This window comes from Jezberella sp. (genome assembly GCF_964834465.1).
In genome coordinates, this window is the sequence record NZ_CBAZRM010000004.1 from 93384 (window position 1) to 108510 (window position 15127).

The 15127-nt window shown below is 51.4% G+C and carries 17 protein-coding genes; 14 read left to right on the forward strand and 3 right to left on the reverse strand.

The annotated features are described in order from the left end of the window. Positions 1-22: 22 nt before the first annotated feature. The gene (locus tag AC1W8Y_RS04165; protein ID WP_482013208.1) at positions 23-640 is read right to left on the reverse strand and encodes a TetR/AcrR family transcriptional regulator; all 618 of its coding nucleotides are present in this window, start codon (positions 638-640) and stop codon (positions 23-25) included. A gap of 111 nt (positions 641-751) precedes the next feature. On the opposite strand from AC1W8Y_RS04165, the gene AC1W8Y_RS04170 reads away from it, so the two are divergent. From AC1W8Y_RS04170 to AC1W8Y_RS04210, 9 genes are read left to right on the forward strand one after another with little or no spacing between them, the layout of a single operon-like run. After that, positions 752-1237 (forward strand): chalcone isomerase family protein, encoded by a 486-nt coding sequence (locus tag AC1W8Y_RS04170; protein ID WP_482013209.1) that lies wholly within the window; start codon positions 752-754, stop codon positions 1235-1237. Continuing rightward, positions 1234-2556 carry an NAD(P)/FAD-dependent oxidoreductase gene (locus AC1W8Y_RS04175; RefSeq protein ID WP_482013210.1) on the forward strand — a complete coding sequence of 441 codons (1323 nt, stop codon included), beginning with the start codon at positions 1234-1236 and terminating at the stop codon, positions 2554-2556. The genes AC1W8Y_RS04170 and AC1W8Y_RS04175 overlap by 4 nt, the downstream gene beginning before the upstream one ends. After that, positions 2549-3352: a DUF1365 domain-containing protein gene (locus AC1W8Y_RS04180; protein ID WP_482013211.1), complete on the forward strand. Its 804-nt coding sequence runs from the start codon at positions 2549-2551 to the stop codon at positions 3350-3352. Before AC1W8Y_RS04175 ends, AC1W8Y_RS04180 begins: the two co-directional genes overlap by 8 nt. After that, positions 3349-4569: a class I SAM-dependent methyltransferase gene (locus tag AC1W8Y_RS04185; protein WP_482013212.1), complete on the forward strand. Its 1221-nt coding sequence runs from the start codon at positions 3349-3351 to the stop codon at positions 4567-4569. The genes AC1W8Y_RS04180 and AC1W8Y_RS04185 overlap by 4 nt, the downstream gene beginning before the upstream one ends. Continuing rightward, the gene (locus AC1W8Y_RS04190; protein WP_482013213.1) at positions 4542-5072 is read left to right on the forward strand and encodes a chalcone isomerase family protein; all 531 of its coding nucleotides are present in this window, start codon (positions 4542-4544) and stop codon (positions 5070-5072) included. Before AC1W8Y_RS04185 ends, AC1W8Y_RS04190 begins: the two co-directional genes overlap by 28 nt. Then, a complete protein-coding gene (locus tag AC1W8Y_RS04195) occupies positions 5069-6340 on the forward strand; it encodes an MFS transporter (protein WP_482013214.1) in 1272 nt (423 codons plus the stop codon). The genes AC1W8Y_RS04190 and AC1W8Y_RS04195 overlap by 4 nt, the downstream gene beginning before the upstream one ends. Then, on the forward strand, positions 6330-6911 hold the full coding sequence (locus AC1W8Y_RS04200; protein ID WP_482013215.1) for a DUF3833 domain-containing protein: 582 nt from the start codon (positions 6330-6332) through the stop codon (positions 6909-6911). The genes AC1W8Y_RS04195 and AC1W8Y_RS04200 overlap by 11 nt, the downstream gene beginning before the upstream one ends. Next, complete coding sequence (locus AC1W8Y_RS04205; RefSeq protein WP_482013216.1) at positions 6908-7708, forward strand: SDR family NAD(P)-dependent oxidoreductase; 801 nt, start codon at positions 6908-6910, stop codon at positions 7706-7708. Before AC1W8Y_RS04200 ends, AC1W8Y_RS04205 begins: the two co-directional genes overlap by 4 nt. Positions 7709-7715: 7 nt before the next feature. Then, a complete protein-coding gene (locus AC1W8Y_RS04210; RefSeq protein ID WP_482013217.1) occupies positions 7716-8174 on the forward strand; it encodes a nuclear transport factor 2 family protein in 459 nt (152 codons plus the stop codon). A 79-nt stretch (positions 8175-8253) separates the two neighbouring features. Here AC1W8Y_RS04210 and AC1W8Y_RS04215 read toward each other — a convergent pair whose 3' ends face one another. Next, a complete protein-coding gene (locus AC1W8Y_RS04215) occupies positions 8254-9978 on the reverse strand; it encodes a cation acetate symporter (RefSeq protein ID WP_482013218.1) in 1725 nt (574 codons plus the stop codon). Next, entirely contained in the window at positions 9978-10283 is a 306-nt protein-coding gene (locus AC1W8Y_RS04220; RefSeq protein WP_482013219.1) for a DUF485 domain-containing protein, read from the reverse strand. The genes AC1W8Y_RS04215 and AC1W8Y_RS04220 overlap by 1 nt, the downstream gene beginning before the upstream one ends. 393 nt (positions 10284-10676) lie before the next feature. Here AC1W8Y_RS04220 and recA point away from each other — a divergent pair, with 393 nt between their 5' ends. From recA to sucD, 5 genes are all read left to right on the forward strand, one after another. After that, entirely contained in the window at positions 10677-11792 is a 1116-nt protein-coding gene (gene recA / locus AC1W8Y_RS04225; RefSeq protein WP_482013220.1) for a recombinase RecA, read from the forward strand. An 11-nt stretch (positions 11793-11803) separates the two neighbouring features. Then, positions 11804-12307: a recombination regulator RecX gene (gene recX / locus AC1W8Y_RS04230; protein ID WP_482013221.1), complete on the forward strand. Its 504-nt coding sequence runs from the start codon at positions 11804-11806 to the stop codon at positions 12305-12307. An 81-nt stretch (positions 12308-12388) separates the two neighbouring features. Beyond that, positions 12389-12982 (forward strand): DUF2889 domain-containing protein, encoded by a 594-nt coding sequence (locus tag AC1W8Y_RS04235; RefSeq protein ID WP_482013222.1) that lies wholly within the window; start codon positions 12389-12391, stop codon positions 12980-12982. Between the two features lie 60 nt (positions 12983-13042). Then, complete coding sequence (sucC, locus tag AC1W8Y_RS04240) at positions 13043-14203, forward strand: ADP-forming succinate--CoA ligase subunit beta (RefSeq protein WP_482013223.1); 1161 nt, start codon at positions 13043-13045, stop codon at positions 14201-14203. Between the two features lie 18 nt (positions 14204-14221). Next, positions 14222-15103: a succinate--CoA ligase subunit alpha gene (sucD, locus tag AC1W8Y_RS04245; RefSeq protein WP_482013224.1), complete on the forward strand. Its 882-nt coding sequence runs from the start codon at positions 14222-14224 to the stop codon at positions 15101-15103. Positions 15104-15127 lie beyond the last annotated feature (24 nt).

The window sequence follows — 15127 nt, forward strand, 5'->3', positions numbered from 1 at the left end:
CGCGCTGGTCGGCTCATGGGTTCTATTTGTCAGAGGTTAGTCCGTTAAAACAGGTTCTCACTAACAGCTCAATGATTTCCTTATCGCTGAAGGCGCCGCCCTGTTTCAAAAAGTCGGCAACTGGGTCGCATGATCGAGCAAAAATGGTGTAAAGAATCACCTCACCAGGCAGGTTTGCCGCCAGTAAGCCTTCGGTTTGCGCTTGATCGATCCATTGCCCCAGTGCCTCAATCAGTTGACCTACTTTGGTCATGTAAGGTGGGTAATTGGCCAACGTTTGCTGAATGTTTGAGCGTGTCGACGGCAACAAGGGCATGGTATTTGCCAAGTGCTCGGTGACAGCCCACCTCACCAATCCTTTCAACTTATCGAGTGCATCGAGAGACGAAGGCATATCGTTGACCACCGCAAGCGCCCGATCCATCAGTCTAGCCATTGAGGCAGCGGCAAGCGCTTCTTTCGAGGCGAAATGTTTGTATAGGCTCGCCTTGGCAATACCGACTTCGCCGGCAACCTCATCCATTGTCATCAAATCAAAGCCTTTGCACGCGAGAAGATGGTTCACCACGTCAAGGATGGCGTCTTCGCGAAACTTGAGTTGTTGCGCCTTGAAAGATGCTTTTGGCGTTGTGTCTTGCATGATGATTGCCTTGACTTGAAATCTTATTTACATTCTAATCAGTTTAAATTGTAACTAATTGGTTTTTTTTTATACTAATCAGTATTTTTAATTTCAAACTCATCAATATCTATGTCAGAAAACGTGCTTGGTACGCTGCCCCCTGTCGTGACACACCAGTGGCCTGCCAATTGGTCCGTGTGCGGCAGCGGCGTGTTTCACTGGAGCGTGTTTAAACTTTACCGAGCAACGTTATATGCGCCAGGCGATTTTGATCCAAGTCAACCTTTTGCGCTCGATTTAGCCTATCTGCGGACAATCGATGCCCAGCAGATTGTTGACACCACCATGCGCGAGATCGAACGGCTTAGTCGATGTGATGCCTCAGTGCTTTCCGAGTGGAAGCTAGGTTTGTCGAAAATTCTGCCTGATGTAAAGCTGGGAGATCACTTGATTGGCTTGTTTTTGCCAAACCAAGGGGTAAAGTTTTACTCGGCAACTAACGCCTTGGGTGAGGTGATGAGCCCAGCATTTGCAGGTGCATTTGCCGCCATCTGGTTAGGCCCTGATACGCACAGTCCGACGTTGCGATCAGCATTGTTAGGATTAAAGGCATGAGTCATTCTGCGACGACACCAGCGTTGTTTAACAAATCCGGTATTGTGCCGGGCAGCCGTATCGCCGTGATTGGCGCCGGGATTTCAGGATTGAGCGCAGCTTGGCTGCTGGGTCAACAGTATCAAGTTACCTTGTTCGAAGCACAACCTTATTTTGGTGGACACTCAAATACCGTTGATGTGACCTTGGACGGCGTCACTGCGCCGGTCGACACAGGTTTTTTGGTACATAACGACCTGACTTACCCTAACCTCATCGAATTATTCCGGTATTTCAAGGTGCCCGTGCACGAGAGCGATATGTCGTTCGGCGTGTCAGTCGCTGAGCCAGACCTCGAGTGGGCAGGAACCAATCTAGGCACTGTCTTTGCGCAATCGAAGAACTTGATTCGACCTCGCTTCTGGAGCATGCTGAAAGACATTGTGAGGTTCAATGGCCAGGCGCAACGGTATCTCGAAGAAGCTACGGCTCATCCGCTAACGTTGGGAGAGTTGCTGGACAAAGAAGCTTACGGATCACCTATGCGCGATTGGTATTTATTACCCATGGCGGCGGCGATCTGGTCAGCATCGATCACCGATATTTTGCAGTTCTCTGCAAGTTCATTTTTAGCTTTTTGTTTAAATCATCGGCTATTACAAATAGAAAACCGTCCGAAATGGCGGACTGTGCTCGGTGGCTCTCGCGTCTATGTCAAGGCGATGCTTGAGCACATGACAGACACGAGAGTCGCTACAGGTGTGCAACGCGTGCAGCGGCGAGAGACAGAGATCTCTGTTTTTTCGACACAAGGCGAGGAGAGGTTTGACGCAGTGGTGATGGCGTGTCACGCGCCACAGGCGCTGGCGATGCTTGACGCTCACGAGACGGAACGTGCCGTATTGAGCGCCTTCAAATATCAAGCTAATGCGGCGGTGCTGCACACCGACGCAGCCTTGCTTCCAAGACGTAAAAAAGTCTGGTCCGCTTGGAATTATCTCAGCGTACCAAGGCAAGGCGAAAATCGGCCGGTTGCGGTGAGTTATCTGCTGAATTTGCTACAACCTTTGCCGTTTAAACAACCCGTCATCGTGACGCTCAATCCGCATCAAGCACCTTTAGAGAGCAAAACAATTGCCCGCTTTGCATACGAGCACCCGGTACTCGATCATTGGGCGGTTGCTGCTCAAAAAAAGCTGCCTAGCATTCAAGGATTGGATCGCGTCTGGTTTTGTGGTGCATGGACGGGTTATGGCTTTCACGAGGATGGATTGAAATCCGCGCTACGAGTCGTTCGTGATTTTGGCCTTCGACCCCCTTGGGATCCGGTCTATGAATGACTCGTTGATTGAAATTTGCCTCGGCAGAGTCATGCATGCGAGACTGAGCCCGTTTATCCACCGGTTCGTTTATCGCGTTTTTTGTATGCGGTACCGCATTGACCGCTTCACTGAGCTCAAAAAAATGGGTTCGTGGTTGTTTGGTATTGATCAGTCACGGCTGGTGAGTTTTCAGTCGCGTGACCATGGCGCTAGAGATGGAAGCGACTTAATGGTGTGGCTTCAGTCGCGCTTGATTGAAGCTGACGTGGCGCTAGATATTGGGGCGGTATGGTTGCAATGTTTTCCCCGCGTTCTGGGTTATGTTTTTAATCCCGTCAGTTTTTGGTTGCTACACGATCAGCGAGGGGTGCTACGCGTGGTACTCGCCGAAGTTAACAACACGTTCGGGCAGCGGCACCAGTATCTCTTGGTGGCCGATCATCTCGGGCCGATTGATGAGCAGACAACGCTGAGCTGTGCAAAAGTTTTTCATGTGTCACCGTTTTTTCCTGTCTCTGGTCGCTACGAGTTCAAGCTGCGAACGCTTGGGCAAACCAATCGGGTATCCATCAATTATTTTGATCCGCCTGAGGCAGACAGGCCAGTGCTGCTGACCGCGCTGGCAACGCAGTCGTTTGCCTATAGCACCTCGCGTCTGCTCAAGGCACTCGTCACAATGCCGATGATGACCTTTGGTGTCATGGCGCGAATTCATTGGCAAGCCTTCAAGTTGTGGAGAAAAGGGGCGCAGTATCATCCCGTGCCAGTTTTACCTGAAAATGAAATGACTGATAACGCTGAGGCATCCTCATGAGAGCTAATGAACTTGGGTTGTCGCGCCGGCTGAAATCTCTGCCTTTAACTGCGCGACTGTTTACCCACTTGCTATCGAAATTGTCGACGGGGTCACTGACACTGAAGATGCCAGATGGGTCTGTCCTCCTTTTTGGCCACTCAGGGCAGTTACCGCATGCGGAACTCAGTATTTACGACTGGCGTGCCGCCGGTCTGATCATGAGACAGGGTGATGTTGGTTTTGCAGAAAGTCTGCGTCGCGGCTGGTTGGATTCAAATGATTTGCTCGCCTTGTTTACCTTGGCGCTACGTAACCACGCTTTGACTCGCGCCATCAATGGTCATCAGTGGGCGCTGATTTTTAAACGTCTCAAGCATTGGGTGTTGCGCGATAACAGCCGGCGAGGTAGTCGTCGTAATATTTTGAGTCATTACGATTTAGGCAATCGTTTTTACCAGCTTTGGCTTGATGAGTCGATGACCTACTCAGCCGCTTTGTTTGAAGATGACCTCTCAATAGATCTTAAAGTAGCTCAGGATAGAAAATACGATCGCATCTTGGATCAGCTGGAGGCCAAATCAGGGCAGCGCATCCTTGAGATTGGTTGTGGTTGGGGTGGTTTTGCTGAACGTGCGGCGATGCGCGGGATCAAGGTAGTGGGCATCACCCTGTCCGACGCACAACTCGATTTCGCTCGACAAAGAATGCAGCGTTTGCAGTACGCGCATTTGGTCGACATCAGGTTACAGGATTATCGGGATGTGACCGAACAGTTCGATCACGTTGTTTCGATTGAAATGTTCGAAGCGGTGGGCTTGTTGCATTGGCCAAGCTATTTCAAAGTACTGGCTCGCGCCTGTCGCCCGGAAGGGCGCATCGTGGTGCAAACGATTGACATTGAGGACGAAAGTTTTGACGCCTACCGGATGGGCACCGATTTCATTCAACAATTCATCTTCCCTGGTGGGATGTTGCCGAGTCCGTCGCGGTTTTTACGCGAATGCACGCAAGCCGGCTTAAAGCAATTGCAAGTGAAATCGATGGGTTTAGATTATGCGGAAACCATGAAGCGCTGGGCTCAAAAATTTGAAAATCAAATTGCAGCCGTTCGTGAACAAGGGTTTGACGAGGCTTTCATACGTATTTGGAGAATGTACCTCGCGTATTGCGAAGCGGGTTTCCGTGAACACAGAACGGATGTTAAGCAATGGACATTAAGCGCCGCCGCCTTTTAACCACCGCGTTGGCTGCGGTCGGGTGCCATGGCGTTGCTCGGGGGCAAATCGGATCTGGTTGGAGCCAGGTCTTGCCCGGTGCAAAAAGAGTGGGCCAAGGGCGCTTACGCGTGATGGGATTCCCCGTCTATCTTGCCGAGCTTTGGGCAGAAGAAGGGCATTATGAGCCGCATAAGCCCTTTGTATTGTCTTTGACCTATTTGCGTGACATCAGTCGAACGCAAATTATCAATGCGTCCCTAGATCGGATGCATAGACTCGGTGCACCAGTTGAGCAGCATCCGGACTGGGCAGAACAATTGGCGACGGTATTTCGAGATGTCAATGAATTGGACAACATCAGTGGGGTTTTTTACCCTGGTGATCATGCGCAGTTCTATTTCAACGACAGGCCAACCGGCGTTCTTCAAGCCGCTTTGGCAGATCGTCTCGCCTCGATTTGGTTAAGCCCCCAAACCAGTGAGCCCGCATTGCGCCGTGCGCTGTTGGGTCAAACGCCGTGACCCCTAAAAAGCGACTTGCTTATTCAGCGCTAGGTTTGCCGCTCGCCATGGCGATGCTACCTATCTATATGATTTCGCCGAAATTCTACGGTGACAGTCTCGGGGTCGGCTTAGCGGCGCTTGGCTTCGTGCTGTTTGCCACGCGTATACTGGACACTGTGCAAGACCCGTGGATAGGTAGACTGGTTGACGCAGTTCAAACCAGAAAGTACGGTTGGTTGATACTGATCTCTTTTGCCGTTATTGGGTTGTCCTGTGGGTTTGTGATGCTGTTTTCGCCGCCTCAGTTTTCTGAGTCTGGCTTGTTAGTCTGGTTAGCGGTGTCCCTGTTCATTGTCTACACCTCACACAGTCTGATCAATGTTTGTTACCTCACCTGGGGCACACGATTATCCGATAACACCCATGAAAGAACTCGTATTGCCGGATGGCGCGAGACGGCAGGGCTCTTGGGTGTATTGCTGGCGTCGATTTTACCGAGCGTTTGGGTCAGCCGTTTTGGCGTCAGGCTTGGTTATCAGTTTTTTTCATGGCTATTTGTTGCGCTCTTGATCATGGGCGCGCTGGTGACCCTGAGCTTCACTGCTCGGCCACGCCAGATGAGCAATGCCGCTTTCGGCGGTTGGCACTTTGCGTTGTCGCCACCCAGTGTTCGCCGGGTGTTGTGCTTTTACTTGTTTAACGCGATCGCCGTCGCAGTGCCCGCCACCTTAGTCCTTTTCTACATTGACGATGTATTGATGCTGCAAGCGTGGACAGGGCTGTTTCTTGGTCTGTATTTCTTCGCTGGCCTGGTGACCTTGCCTGGCTGGGTATGGCTAGCAGCACGTATCGGTAAAGCAAGGGCATGGCTGGTGGGGACGGTGATTTCAATGAGTGCGCTGTTTTGCGTGCTGTTTTTAGGCGAAGGCGCTGTGCTTGGGTACGCCGCCGTCTGTGTCATGGCAGGTGCGGCGCTTGGGGTTGATCTGGTTTTACCCGTGGCCATGTTGGCCGATGCGATCCCCGTGTCGCATCGCCAGACGACAGGTTTCTATTTCGGCCTCTGGGCTCTGGTCGCAAAACTCGCCCTTGCCTTGGCTGCCGGCTTGAGTTTGCCGTTACTTGAAAGCCTGAACTACCGACCAGGTGAGCCGACGACGGCGGCTGCTGTCGCAGCGCTTTATGCTTTTTTACCGACCTTATTCAAAATCATAGCGATATGGATTATGTATCCCAGCATCCTGCTGGGGCACCCGAAGTACAAGGAGCTCGTCAATGAAACTTAAAGCGATAGTCGCGTCTTTATCGACCGCCATGCTGACTGCCTGCAGTGGGGTTGATGTCACTCAATATGCTAATGAAAATCCGAAATTGGATTTGCCTGTTTTTCTAAACGGGTCGATCGATGCCTGGGGTGTTTTTCAAAAACGCTCAGGTGAGATTGCACGACGATTTACGGTCGAAATACAAGCGAACTGGACATCACAGGATGAAGGCACGCTTGATGAGCACTTTCTTTACTCTGATGGCGAAAAACAGCGCCGAGTCTGGACACTGAAACGGCAGGCAGATGGCAGCTGGCAGGGCACCGCCGACGACGTTGTTGGGATTGCCATTGGCCACGTATCAGGTAATGCCTTGCACTGGAGGTACGTGTTGAAGCTGCCCGTTGACGGTAAGGTGTATGAGGTCAGTTTCGATGATTGGATGTGGCAGATGGATGGCCAAACCATGTTGAATCGTTCGACGATGTCTAAGTTCGGTTTTGATTTGGGCGAGGTCACCTTGTTTTTTCGTAAGAGATCTGACACGGTGGCAACATCGCCCGCCAGCCATCTGACCGCAGGTCGCCCATGATGTTTTCTTGGCTCAAACCACTGAACAAACCTGTTGTCGCTTGGGGTCAACAACGCGTTTGGATCGTTGGCGCCTCAAGCGGTATTGGTGCGGCACTGGCCAGCGCCATGTTGCAGGCGGGCGCCACGGTCACAGTGTCTGCGCGGCGTGTTGGCGAGCTGACTCAAGTTGCAGGCGCGCATCCCAAAGCGCATGTGGTCGCATTTGATGCGAGCGATTCAGCCGCCTGGCCACAGGCGATGTCGGAAACCGTGCAAAAGATGGGCGGGCTAGATCTGATCGTCATGGGGGCGGCCCGCTACGACCCCATCCAAAGCTGGGATTTCAAGGCAGAGGATATCGACTTTGCGGTCAAAAGTTTCGATTTAAACGTCGTCAGCGTCTATCGCGGCTTATCGGTCGTTGTCCCTTACTTTCTTGAGCAGGGGCACGGAGGCATTGCCATGATTGCGAGTATTTCCAGCTACACGGGTTTGCCGAAAGCGATGATTTACGGCGCGACCAAGGCTGCCATGAACAACCTGGCCGAGACGCTTTACTTTGAACTCGCGCCCAAAGGCCTGGCTATCTATCTCGTGAGTCCGGGATTTGTCCAAACGCCCATGACCTCTGGCAATGATTTCGAAATGCCAGGTCTCATGACCCCCCTTGAAGCGGCACGCGCCATGATGGTCGGTTTTGAAAGAGGGCAGTTTGAAATTCGCTTTCCTCGGGTATTTGGCGGGGTGCTGCGATTCATTAGTCGTTTGCCGTATTCGATTCGTTTTGCGATTTTGCACAAAACCACCAAAATGTGAGTGAGCCATGGCCGAACTCGACAGCACCAGACCTCGCTACCAAACGATTGCAACGTGGTTTGAGCAATTGACGCCTCAATCGCTCGAATTGATTGACACGATTTACAGCGCGAAGGCGAGCTTTTCAGATCCATTTAATGAGGTCGAAGGGATTGCGCGGGTCAAGGCAATTTACGCGCACATGTTCGACACGCTCGAGGGACCGCGCTTTACCATTGATCGAATATTGAGCCATGACCACGAAGCTTTCATGGTTTGGACATTTGAATTTGTGTTGCGAGGTCACACGCACACAATCGCAGGATGCACGCAATTCGAAATTGATGAGCAAGGCTTGATTACCGTTCACCGCGATTATTGGGATGCGGCCAAACAAGTTTATGAAAAAGTCCCCTTGTTAGGTACCGTATTGCGTTATTTTCGTCGGCAGCTGTCTGTAACAACCACGGGATCCGCACCTAAATAAAAAAGCCCCCGAAGGGGCTTGATAGGACCAGAGCAATTGAATCGCACTGGCCTTGATCGTTATCTTCATTGTTGTTGTATTAGTGACCAGACACCCCTGAGGCGCCTAATCCGGTCTCTGACCGAACTTGTTGGGCTGCAAAAAGTTCGCGCTCGGTCTTGGCTTGGTCGCTGTTGTCCGTGATCGAGAAAAACCAGACCCCGACAAAACCGATAGTCATCGAGAACAGCGCAGGCGAGGCGTAGGGAAATAATGCCGACCCTTTAGGATGACCGATGACAGCCTCCCAGACGGCGGGCGACACCACGGTCAGCGCAACCGAAGAGATCAATCCTAAGAATCCGCCAATGACCGCGCCACGCGTGGTGCAGTTCTTCCAGAGCACCGACATGAACAAGACAGGGAAGTTGGCAGACGCAGCAACCGCAAAAGCCAGTGCCACCATGAACGCGATATTTTGCTTTTCAAAGGCAATCCCTAAGACCACGGCGACAAGGCCAAGACAAAGGGTAGTGATGCGCGAGACTCGCAATTCTGAGGCGCTGTCAGCCTTGCCGCCCTTGAATACGGTTGCGTACAGATCATGAGAGACGGCAGAGGCGCCTGAGAGGGTTAAGCCCGCCACCACGGCCAAGATGGTTGCAAAGGCGACCGCAGAAATAAAGCCGAAGAACACGTTGCCGCCGACCGCTTCAGCGACCAGGACTGCCGCCATGTTTGCCGTACCCGCACCACCTTTGATGACCCCCTTAGCAACATCTGCCATTGCTGGGTTGGTCAACACCAACGTGATTGCGCCAAAGCCAATAATGAAGATGAGGACGTAAAAGTAGCCAATCCAGGTCGTTGCCCACAATACCGATTTGCGAGCCTCTTTAGCCGAAGGGACGGTAAAGAAGCGCATCAAAATATGTGGCAAACCTGCAGTACCAAACATCAGCGCCATGCCAAACGAGATGGCCGACACCGGATCACTGATAAAGCCGCCAGGACGCATGACCGATCCACCAATAATGGCGGCTTCTGCGGCAGATTTACCGTTGTTAATCGCGATGGTGGTTTTGACTTTGACCGCATCTGCGAACAATGCCTCAAGGCTGAAACCGTAATGTTTGAGCACCATGAAGGCCATGAAGGTCACGCCGCTCAGCAACATGACGGCTTTGATGATCTGCACCCAGGTGGTGGCAGTCATGCCCCCGAAAAGCACATAAACCATCATCAGCGCGCCAACAATGATCACTGCAATGTAGTAGTCCAGACCAAACAGCAGCTTGATCAGTTGCCCTGCACCCACCATCTGAGCAATCAAATAAAATGCAACAGTCACCAAGGTGCCAGATGCCGCAAAGGTGCGGATCGGGCCATTCTTAAAGCGGTACCCGGCGACGTCGGCAAACGTGAATTTACCTAAATTACGCAACCGCTCTGCCATTAAGAATGTCAGCACTGGCCAGCCGACCAGAAAACCGATTGAATAGATGATGCCGTCATAGCCGACACCCATCACCATCGCAGAAATACCTAAAAATGATGCCGCCGACATATAGTCGCCTGCAATCGCCAGGCCGTTCTGAAAGCCCGTGATGCCACCGCCTGCTGTATAGAAATCAGAGGCAGACTTGGTTCTTGCAGCCGCCCATTTGGTGATCCACAGTGTCAAGGCGACAAACGACGCGAACAGGATGATGGCAACCCAGTTAGTGGCTTGCTTTTCAGCCTGGCCAACATCAACGGCAGCGACACTCAGATTGGCAGCGGCCACAAAAGGCGAGATCGCAAGTAATTTGTGAACGAATTTCATTATTTTGCCTCTTCTAGGATTTCTGCGGTCAACCCGTCAAACTCTTTGTTGGCGTGATTCACGTAATAGAGCGTGATGAGCACGGTAAAAACAATCAATCCTAGGCCAATGGGCACGCCGATGGTGGTGACCCCCGTGCCTATTGGTGTGGACAAAAAGGCTTTATTCCACGCAATCAGGCAAATGAAACCGTAATAAGCAAGGAGCATGGCGATGGATAAGCTCCAGCCAAGGGTATTACGTCTTCTTTTGAGTTCTAAGTACTTCGGATTTGCTTGAATTTTGGCAACCGTTGGGTCGATCATGGCAATTTCCTATGCGGTCTGTTTAAGTTCTACGTGAGCACCCACTGAGGTGCTGTCATCTAGTTGCCACAATAATCCGATGCGTCACCATTGAATGCACCCTAAAAGACAGTTTCTAGGGTAAATCCTATTGGTATCAGCCCTAGTTTGGTGCTTTGGATGCTTTAATCTGAAGCCAATGAGCGGGTTTTGGTGCATGGTTCGCCCTGGTTGAGCGAGAGCACAAAATAACAACAATCTTGAAAAAAGACGTTCACGAGGCAACGAAGTCGAAGATGTGCGAGGATTTTTTCGCTATACTGTTGTTATGTACAGTATTATTTGGATGTCATAATTTCCGCATTGCGAAAGACCTCGATGTCTGCGCACCGATCAAAGTTTAAGGATATATAAATGGACGATAAAACCCTCAAGGCTGGCTCATCCGAGAAAGGCAAGGCGTTAGCAGCGGCACTCTCGCAGATTGAAAAGCAGTTCGGTAAGGGTTCGGTCATGCGGTACGGCGACAATGAGGTTGAGCACGATATTCAAGTCGTCTCAACGGGCTCCTTGGGGTTGGATGTTGCACTGGGCGTTGGCGGTTTGCCCAGGGGTCGCGTCATTGAAATCTATGGCCCTGAATCTTCTGGCAAAACGACGCTGACCTTGCAAGTGATTGCCGAAATGCAAAAAGTGGGGGGCACTTGCGCTTTTATCGACGCAGAACATGCCCTTGATGTCCAGTATGCGTCAAAATTAGGCGTCAACCTGACGGATTTGCTTATCTCGCAACCTGACACCGGTGAACAAGCCCTAGAAATTACCGATGCCCTCGTTCGCTCGGGTTCCGTTGATCTGATTGTGATTGATTCTGTTGCGGCTTTGGTCCCAAAGGCCGAAATTGAAGGTGAGATGGGTGACTCTTTGCCCGGCTTGCAGGCCCGATTGATGAGTCAGGCGCTGCGTAAGTTGACGGCCAGCATCAAACGAACTAACTGTATGGTTATCTTCATTAATCAGATCCGCATGAAAATCGGGGTGATGTTCGGCAGTCCTGAAACCACCACGGGTGGCAATGCGTTGAAGTTTTATGCCTCCGTCCGCCTTGATATTCGACGTATTGGTTCGATCAAGAAGGGTGATGAGGTTGTTGGTAACGAAACTCGCGTCAAGGTCGTCAAAAACAAGATAGCACCACCGTTTAAACAAGCAGAGTTCGACATCATGTATGGGTCTGGCATTTCACGCGAAGGCGAGATCATTGATCTGGGTGTGGTCGCAGGCGTCGTTGACAAAGCGGGTGCTTGGTTCAGTTATAGTGGCGAGCGAATTGGCCAAGGTAAAGATAATGTGCGTGAGTATTTGCGTGAAAGGCCTGCGATGGCGATTGACATCGAAAATAAAGTTCGAGAAAAGCTAGGGGTGTCGCTGCGCGTGGGTGGCGTACCCCCTGTCGCAGCCCCTGCCAAAACGTCCAAGGCCAGTAAAGCGGTCGTTGCAGAAGACCCTGCTTTGGATGATGCCGTCTAATTATCAATGCCATGTCAGACGACGATTTTGTACCAGGATCGGCAGTAAAAAAGCGGCCTGGGCTTTCCCTCAAAGCCCGGGCCGTCTCATTGTTGTCAAGACGTGAGCACAGTCGAGCCGAGTTAGCGGCTAAGTTGCAGCCCCATTGCGACAACCCAGAGCAATTAGAGACCCTTTTGAATGAGCTGGTGGCGGGCGGATGGCAATCAGACAGCCGGTATGTTCATGGTTTAGTTCATCGTAAGGCAGGTTTGCACGGCAACCTGCGGATCGTTCAAGCCTTGAAGGCTCAGGGGATTTCCGAGCAGCAGATCGCGCAAGTGAAGGATCAACTTAAAGGCACGGAGAGAGAAAGGGCTTATCAAGTCTGGCTCAAACGGTTTGGTCGAGCAGGATCACCCAAAGATGCCAATGAATATGCCAAACAAGGGCGTTTTCTGGCGGCCCGAGGTTTCTCGAATGAGGTTATTCACAAGATCTTGAAGTCTGGGTTGAGAGAAGACGATATTGATTAGGCATGCGCTATACTCAAGTTCTTGTTGCATTGCGGTATATTTATACGGTTCAATGCGATTTCTCTACCAAAATCCTTGCCCATGCCTCTACCCCAGCCCGCCGTTGCCCGAAAGCCGATGCATAATCGATCGATTCAGGTGCACTCTTTTGAGAGAGAAGACGGCCTGTGGGATATCGAAGCCGAATTGATTGACACGAAATCTTACGATTTCACTCAAAATGATGGCGGCATCAGACCGGCCGGCTTTGCGTTTCACCACATGCATGTGCGCATTACCATTGATCACACTTTCGAGATCGTGCAGGCTCAAGCAGTCTACGACTCGGCGCCTTTTGATGGTCGTTGCACAGAAATTGCTCCGGTATATCAAGAGCTTATTGGTATGAATTTGCTTAAGAGTTTTCGACAACAAGTCAAAGACCGCTTTGGTACGACCAGTGGTTGCACTCACATCAGTGAACTGACATCTGTTTTGCCAACAGTCGCCATACAGACGATGTCTGGTCGTCGGCGTTCAGATCCCAACAAGTCAACGAAAAAGCCGTTTATGCTTGGCGGTTGCCACGCGTGGCGCCTAGATGGTCCCGTGACAAAAGAGTTCTATCCAGAATGGTATCGAGCACCTGAGTCTGACGTGTGCGAGCTGATTGAGACTAAAAACACAGGTGATTAGTGCTCAATTTTTTCGTGCTCAATTAAACTTTTACCCATTATTAAAACTGACAGGATTCCCATGAAGATCCATGAGTATCAAGGCAAGGAATTGCTAAGAAAGTTCGGTGTCACCGTCCCCCGTGGCATCCCCGTATTCAGCGTCGAAGAGGCCGTGAAAGCTGCCGAGCAGTTGGGCGGCCCAGTGTGGGTCGTCAAGGCTCAAATTCACGCGGGCGGTCGCGGCAAAGGCGGTGGTGTCAAGCTGGCTCGTTCAATTGACGAGGTTCGTCAACTGTCGTCTGAGATTTTGGGCATGCAACTGGTCACGCATCAGACTGGCCCTGCTGGGCAAAAAGTCCGTCGTCTGTTGATTGAAGAAGGCGCTGATATTAAGAAAGAGTATTACGTTGGTATTGTGACCGACCGTGGTACACAGCGCGTTTGCGTCATGGCATCCAGCGAAGGTGGGATGGATGTCGAAGAGGTTGCTGAGCATCATCCAGAGAAAATACTGAAAGTGTTCGTGGATCCCGGCACAGGTTTGACCGATGATGAGGCCATGACGTTGGCGCGCGGTATCGGTGTGCCTGAGGCCTCCGTCAAAAAGGCAGCAACTGAGTTTCAAAAGCTTTATCAAACCTATTGGGATACTGACGCATCCTTGGCCGAAATCAATCCGCTGATTCTGACGGGCAGTGGCGATATTATCGCTTTGGACGCAAAGTTCAACTTTGATACGAATGCTTTGTTCCGCCATCCTGAGATTGTTGCTTACCGCGACGTGGATGAAGAAGATCCAGCCGAAGTTCAAGCCAGTAAGCATGATCTGGCCTACATTCAGTTGGATGGCAACATTGGTTGTCTGGTCAACGGCGCCGGTCTGGCGATGGCAACGATGGACACGATCAAGTTGTTTGGTGGCGAGCCCGCTAACTTTTTGGATGTGGGTGGTAGCGCGACGGAAGAGCGTGTCACTGAGGCATTCAAGATTATGCTGGCCAATAAAGGGACCAAGGCGATTCTGGTCAATATCTTCGGTGGCATCATGCGGTGCGATGTCATTGCACAAGGCGTGATCACTGCATGTAAAGCAGTCAACTTGAACGTGCCACTCGTCGTACGGATGAAGGGGACGAACGAAGAGTTGGGCAAGCAATTGCTCGCAGACTCGGGTCTGCCCATTATCAGCGCTAACACCATGGCCGAAGCGGCTACTCGTGTTGTCGCGGCTGCCAAATAATTCGCCAAGGATGCTGAAATGTCGATTCTGATTAACAAAGATACGAAAGTTGTTACACAAGGCATTACGGGTAAAACGGGTCAGTTTCATACCCGCACCAGTCGTGCATATGCCAATGGTCAAAATTGCTTCGTCGCGGGTGTCAACCCCAAAAAAGCAGGTGAAGATTTTGAAGGTATACCGATTTTTGCTTCCGTGAAAGACGCAAAAAATGAAACGGGCGCCAATGTCTCTGTCATTTACGTGCCACCCGCTGGCGCGGCTGCGGCCATCTGGGAAGCGGTCGAAGCAGAGCTTGATTTGGTGATTTGCATCACTGAAGGTATCCCTGTTCGCGACATGCTCGAGATCAAATACCGCATGCAAGCGTCAGGTAGCAAGACGCTGCTCTTGGGGCCAAACTGCCCAGGTCTGATCACGCCAGATGAAATCAAGATTGGCATCATGCCTGGTCACATTCATCGTAAAGGCCGCGTTGGTATTGTCAGCCGCTCTGGCACGCTCACCTATGAGGCTGTCGCTCAAGTCACCGAGCTCGGCTTGGGGCAATCGAGCGCGGTGGGTATTGGTGGTGACCCAATCAATGGTCTGAAGCACATCGATGTCCTCAAGATGTTCAACGAAGATCCAGATACAGATGCTGTTATCATGATCGGTGAGATCGGTGGTCCTGATGAAGTCAATGCCGCATTGTGGGCCAAAGATAATATGAAGAAGCCACTGGTTGGCTTCATTGCCGGGGTGACGGCACCTGCCGGCAAACGGATGGGTCACGCCGGTGCTTTGATTTCAGGCGGCGCAGATACGGCCGATGCTAAGCTCGAGATCATGGAGGCCTGCGGGATCCGTACGACGAAGAATCCTTCAGAGATGGGTGCGTTGCTGAAATCGGTCTTGTAATTTGCCGATAAGAGATTGATCAAT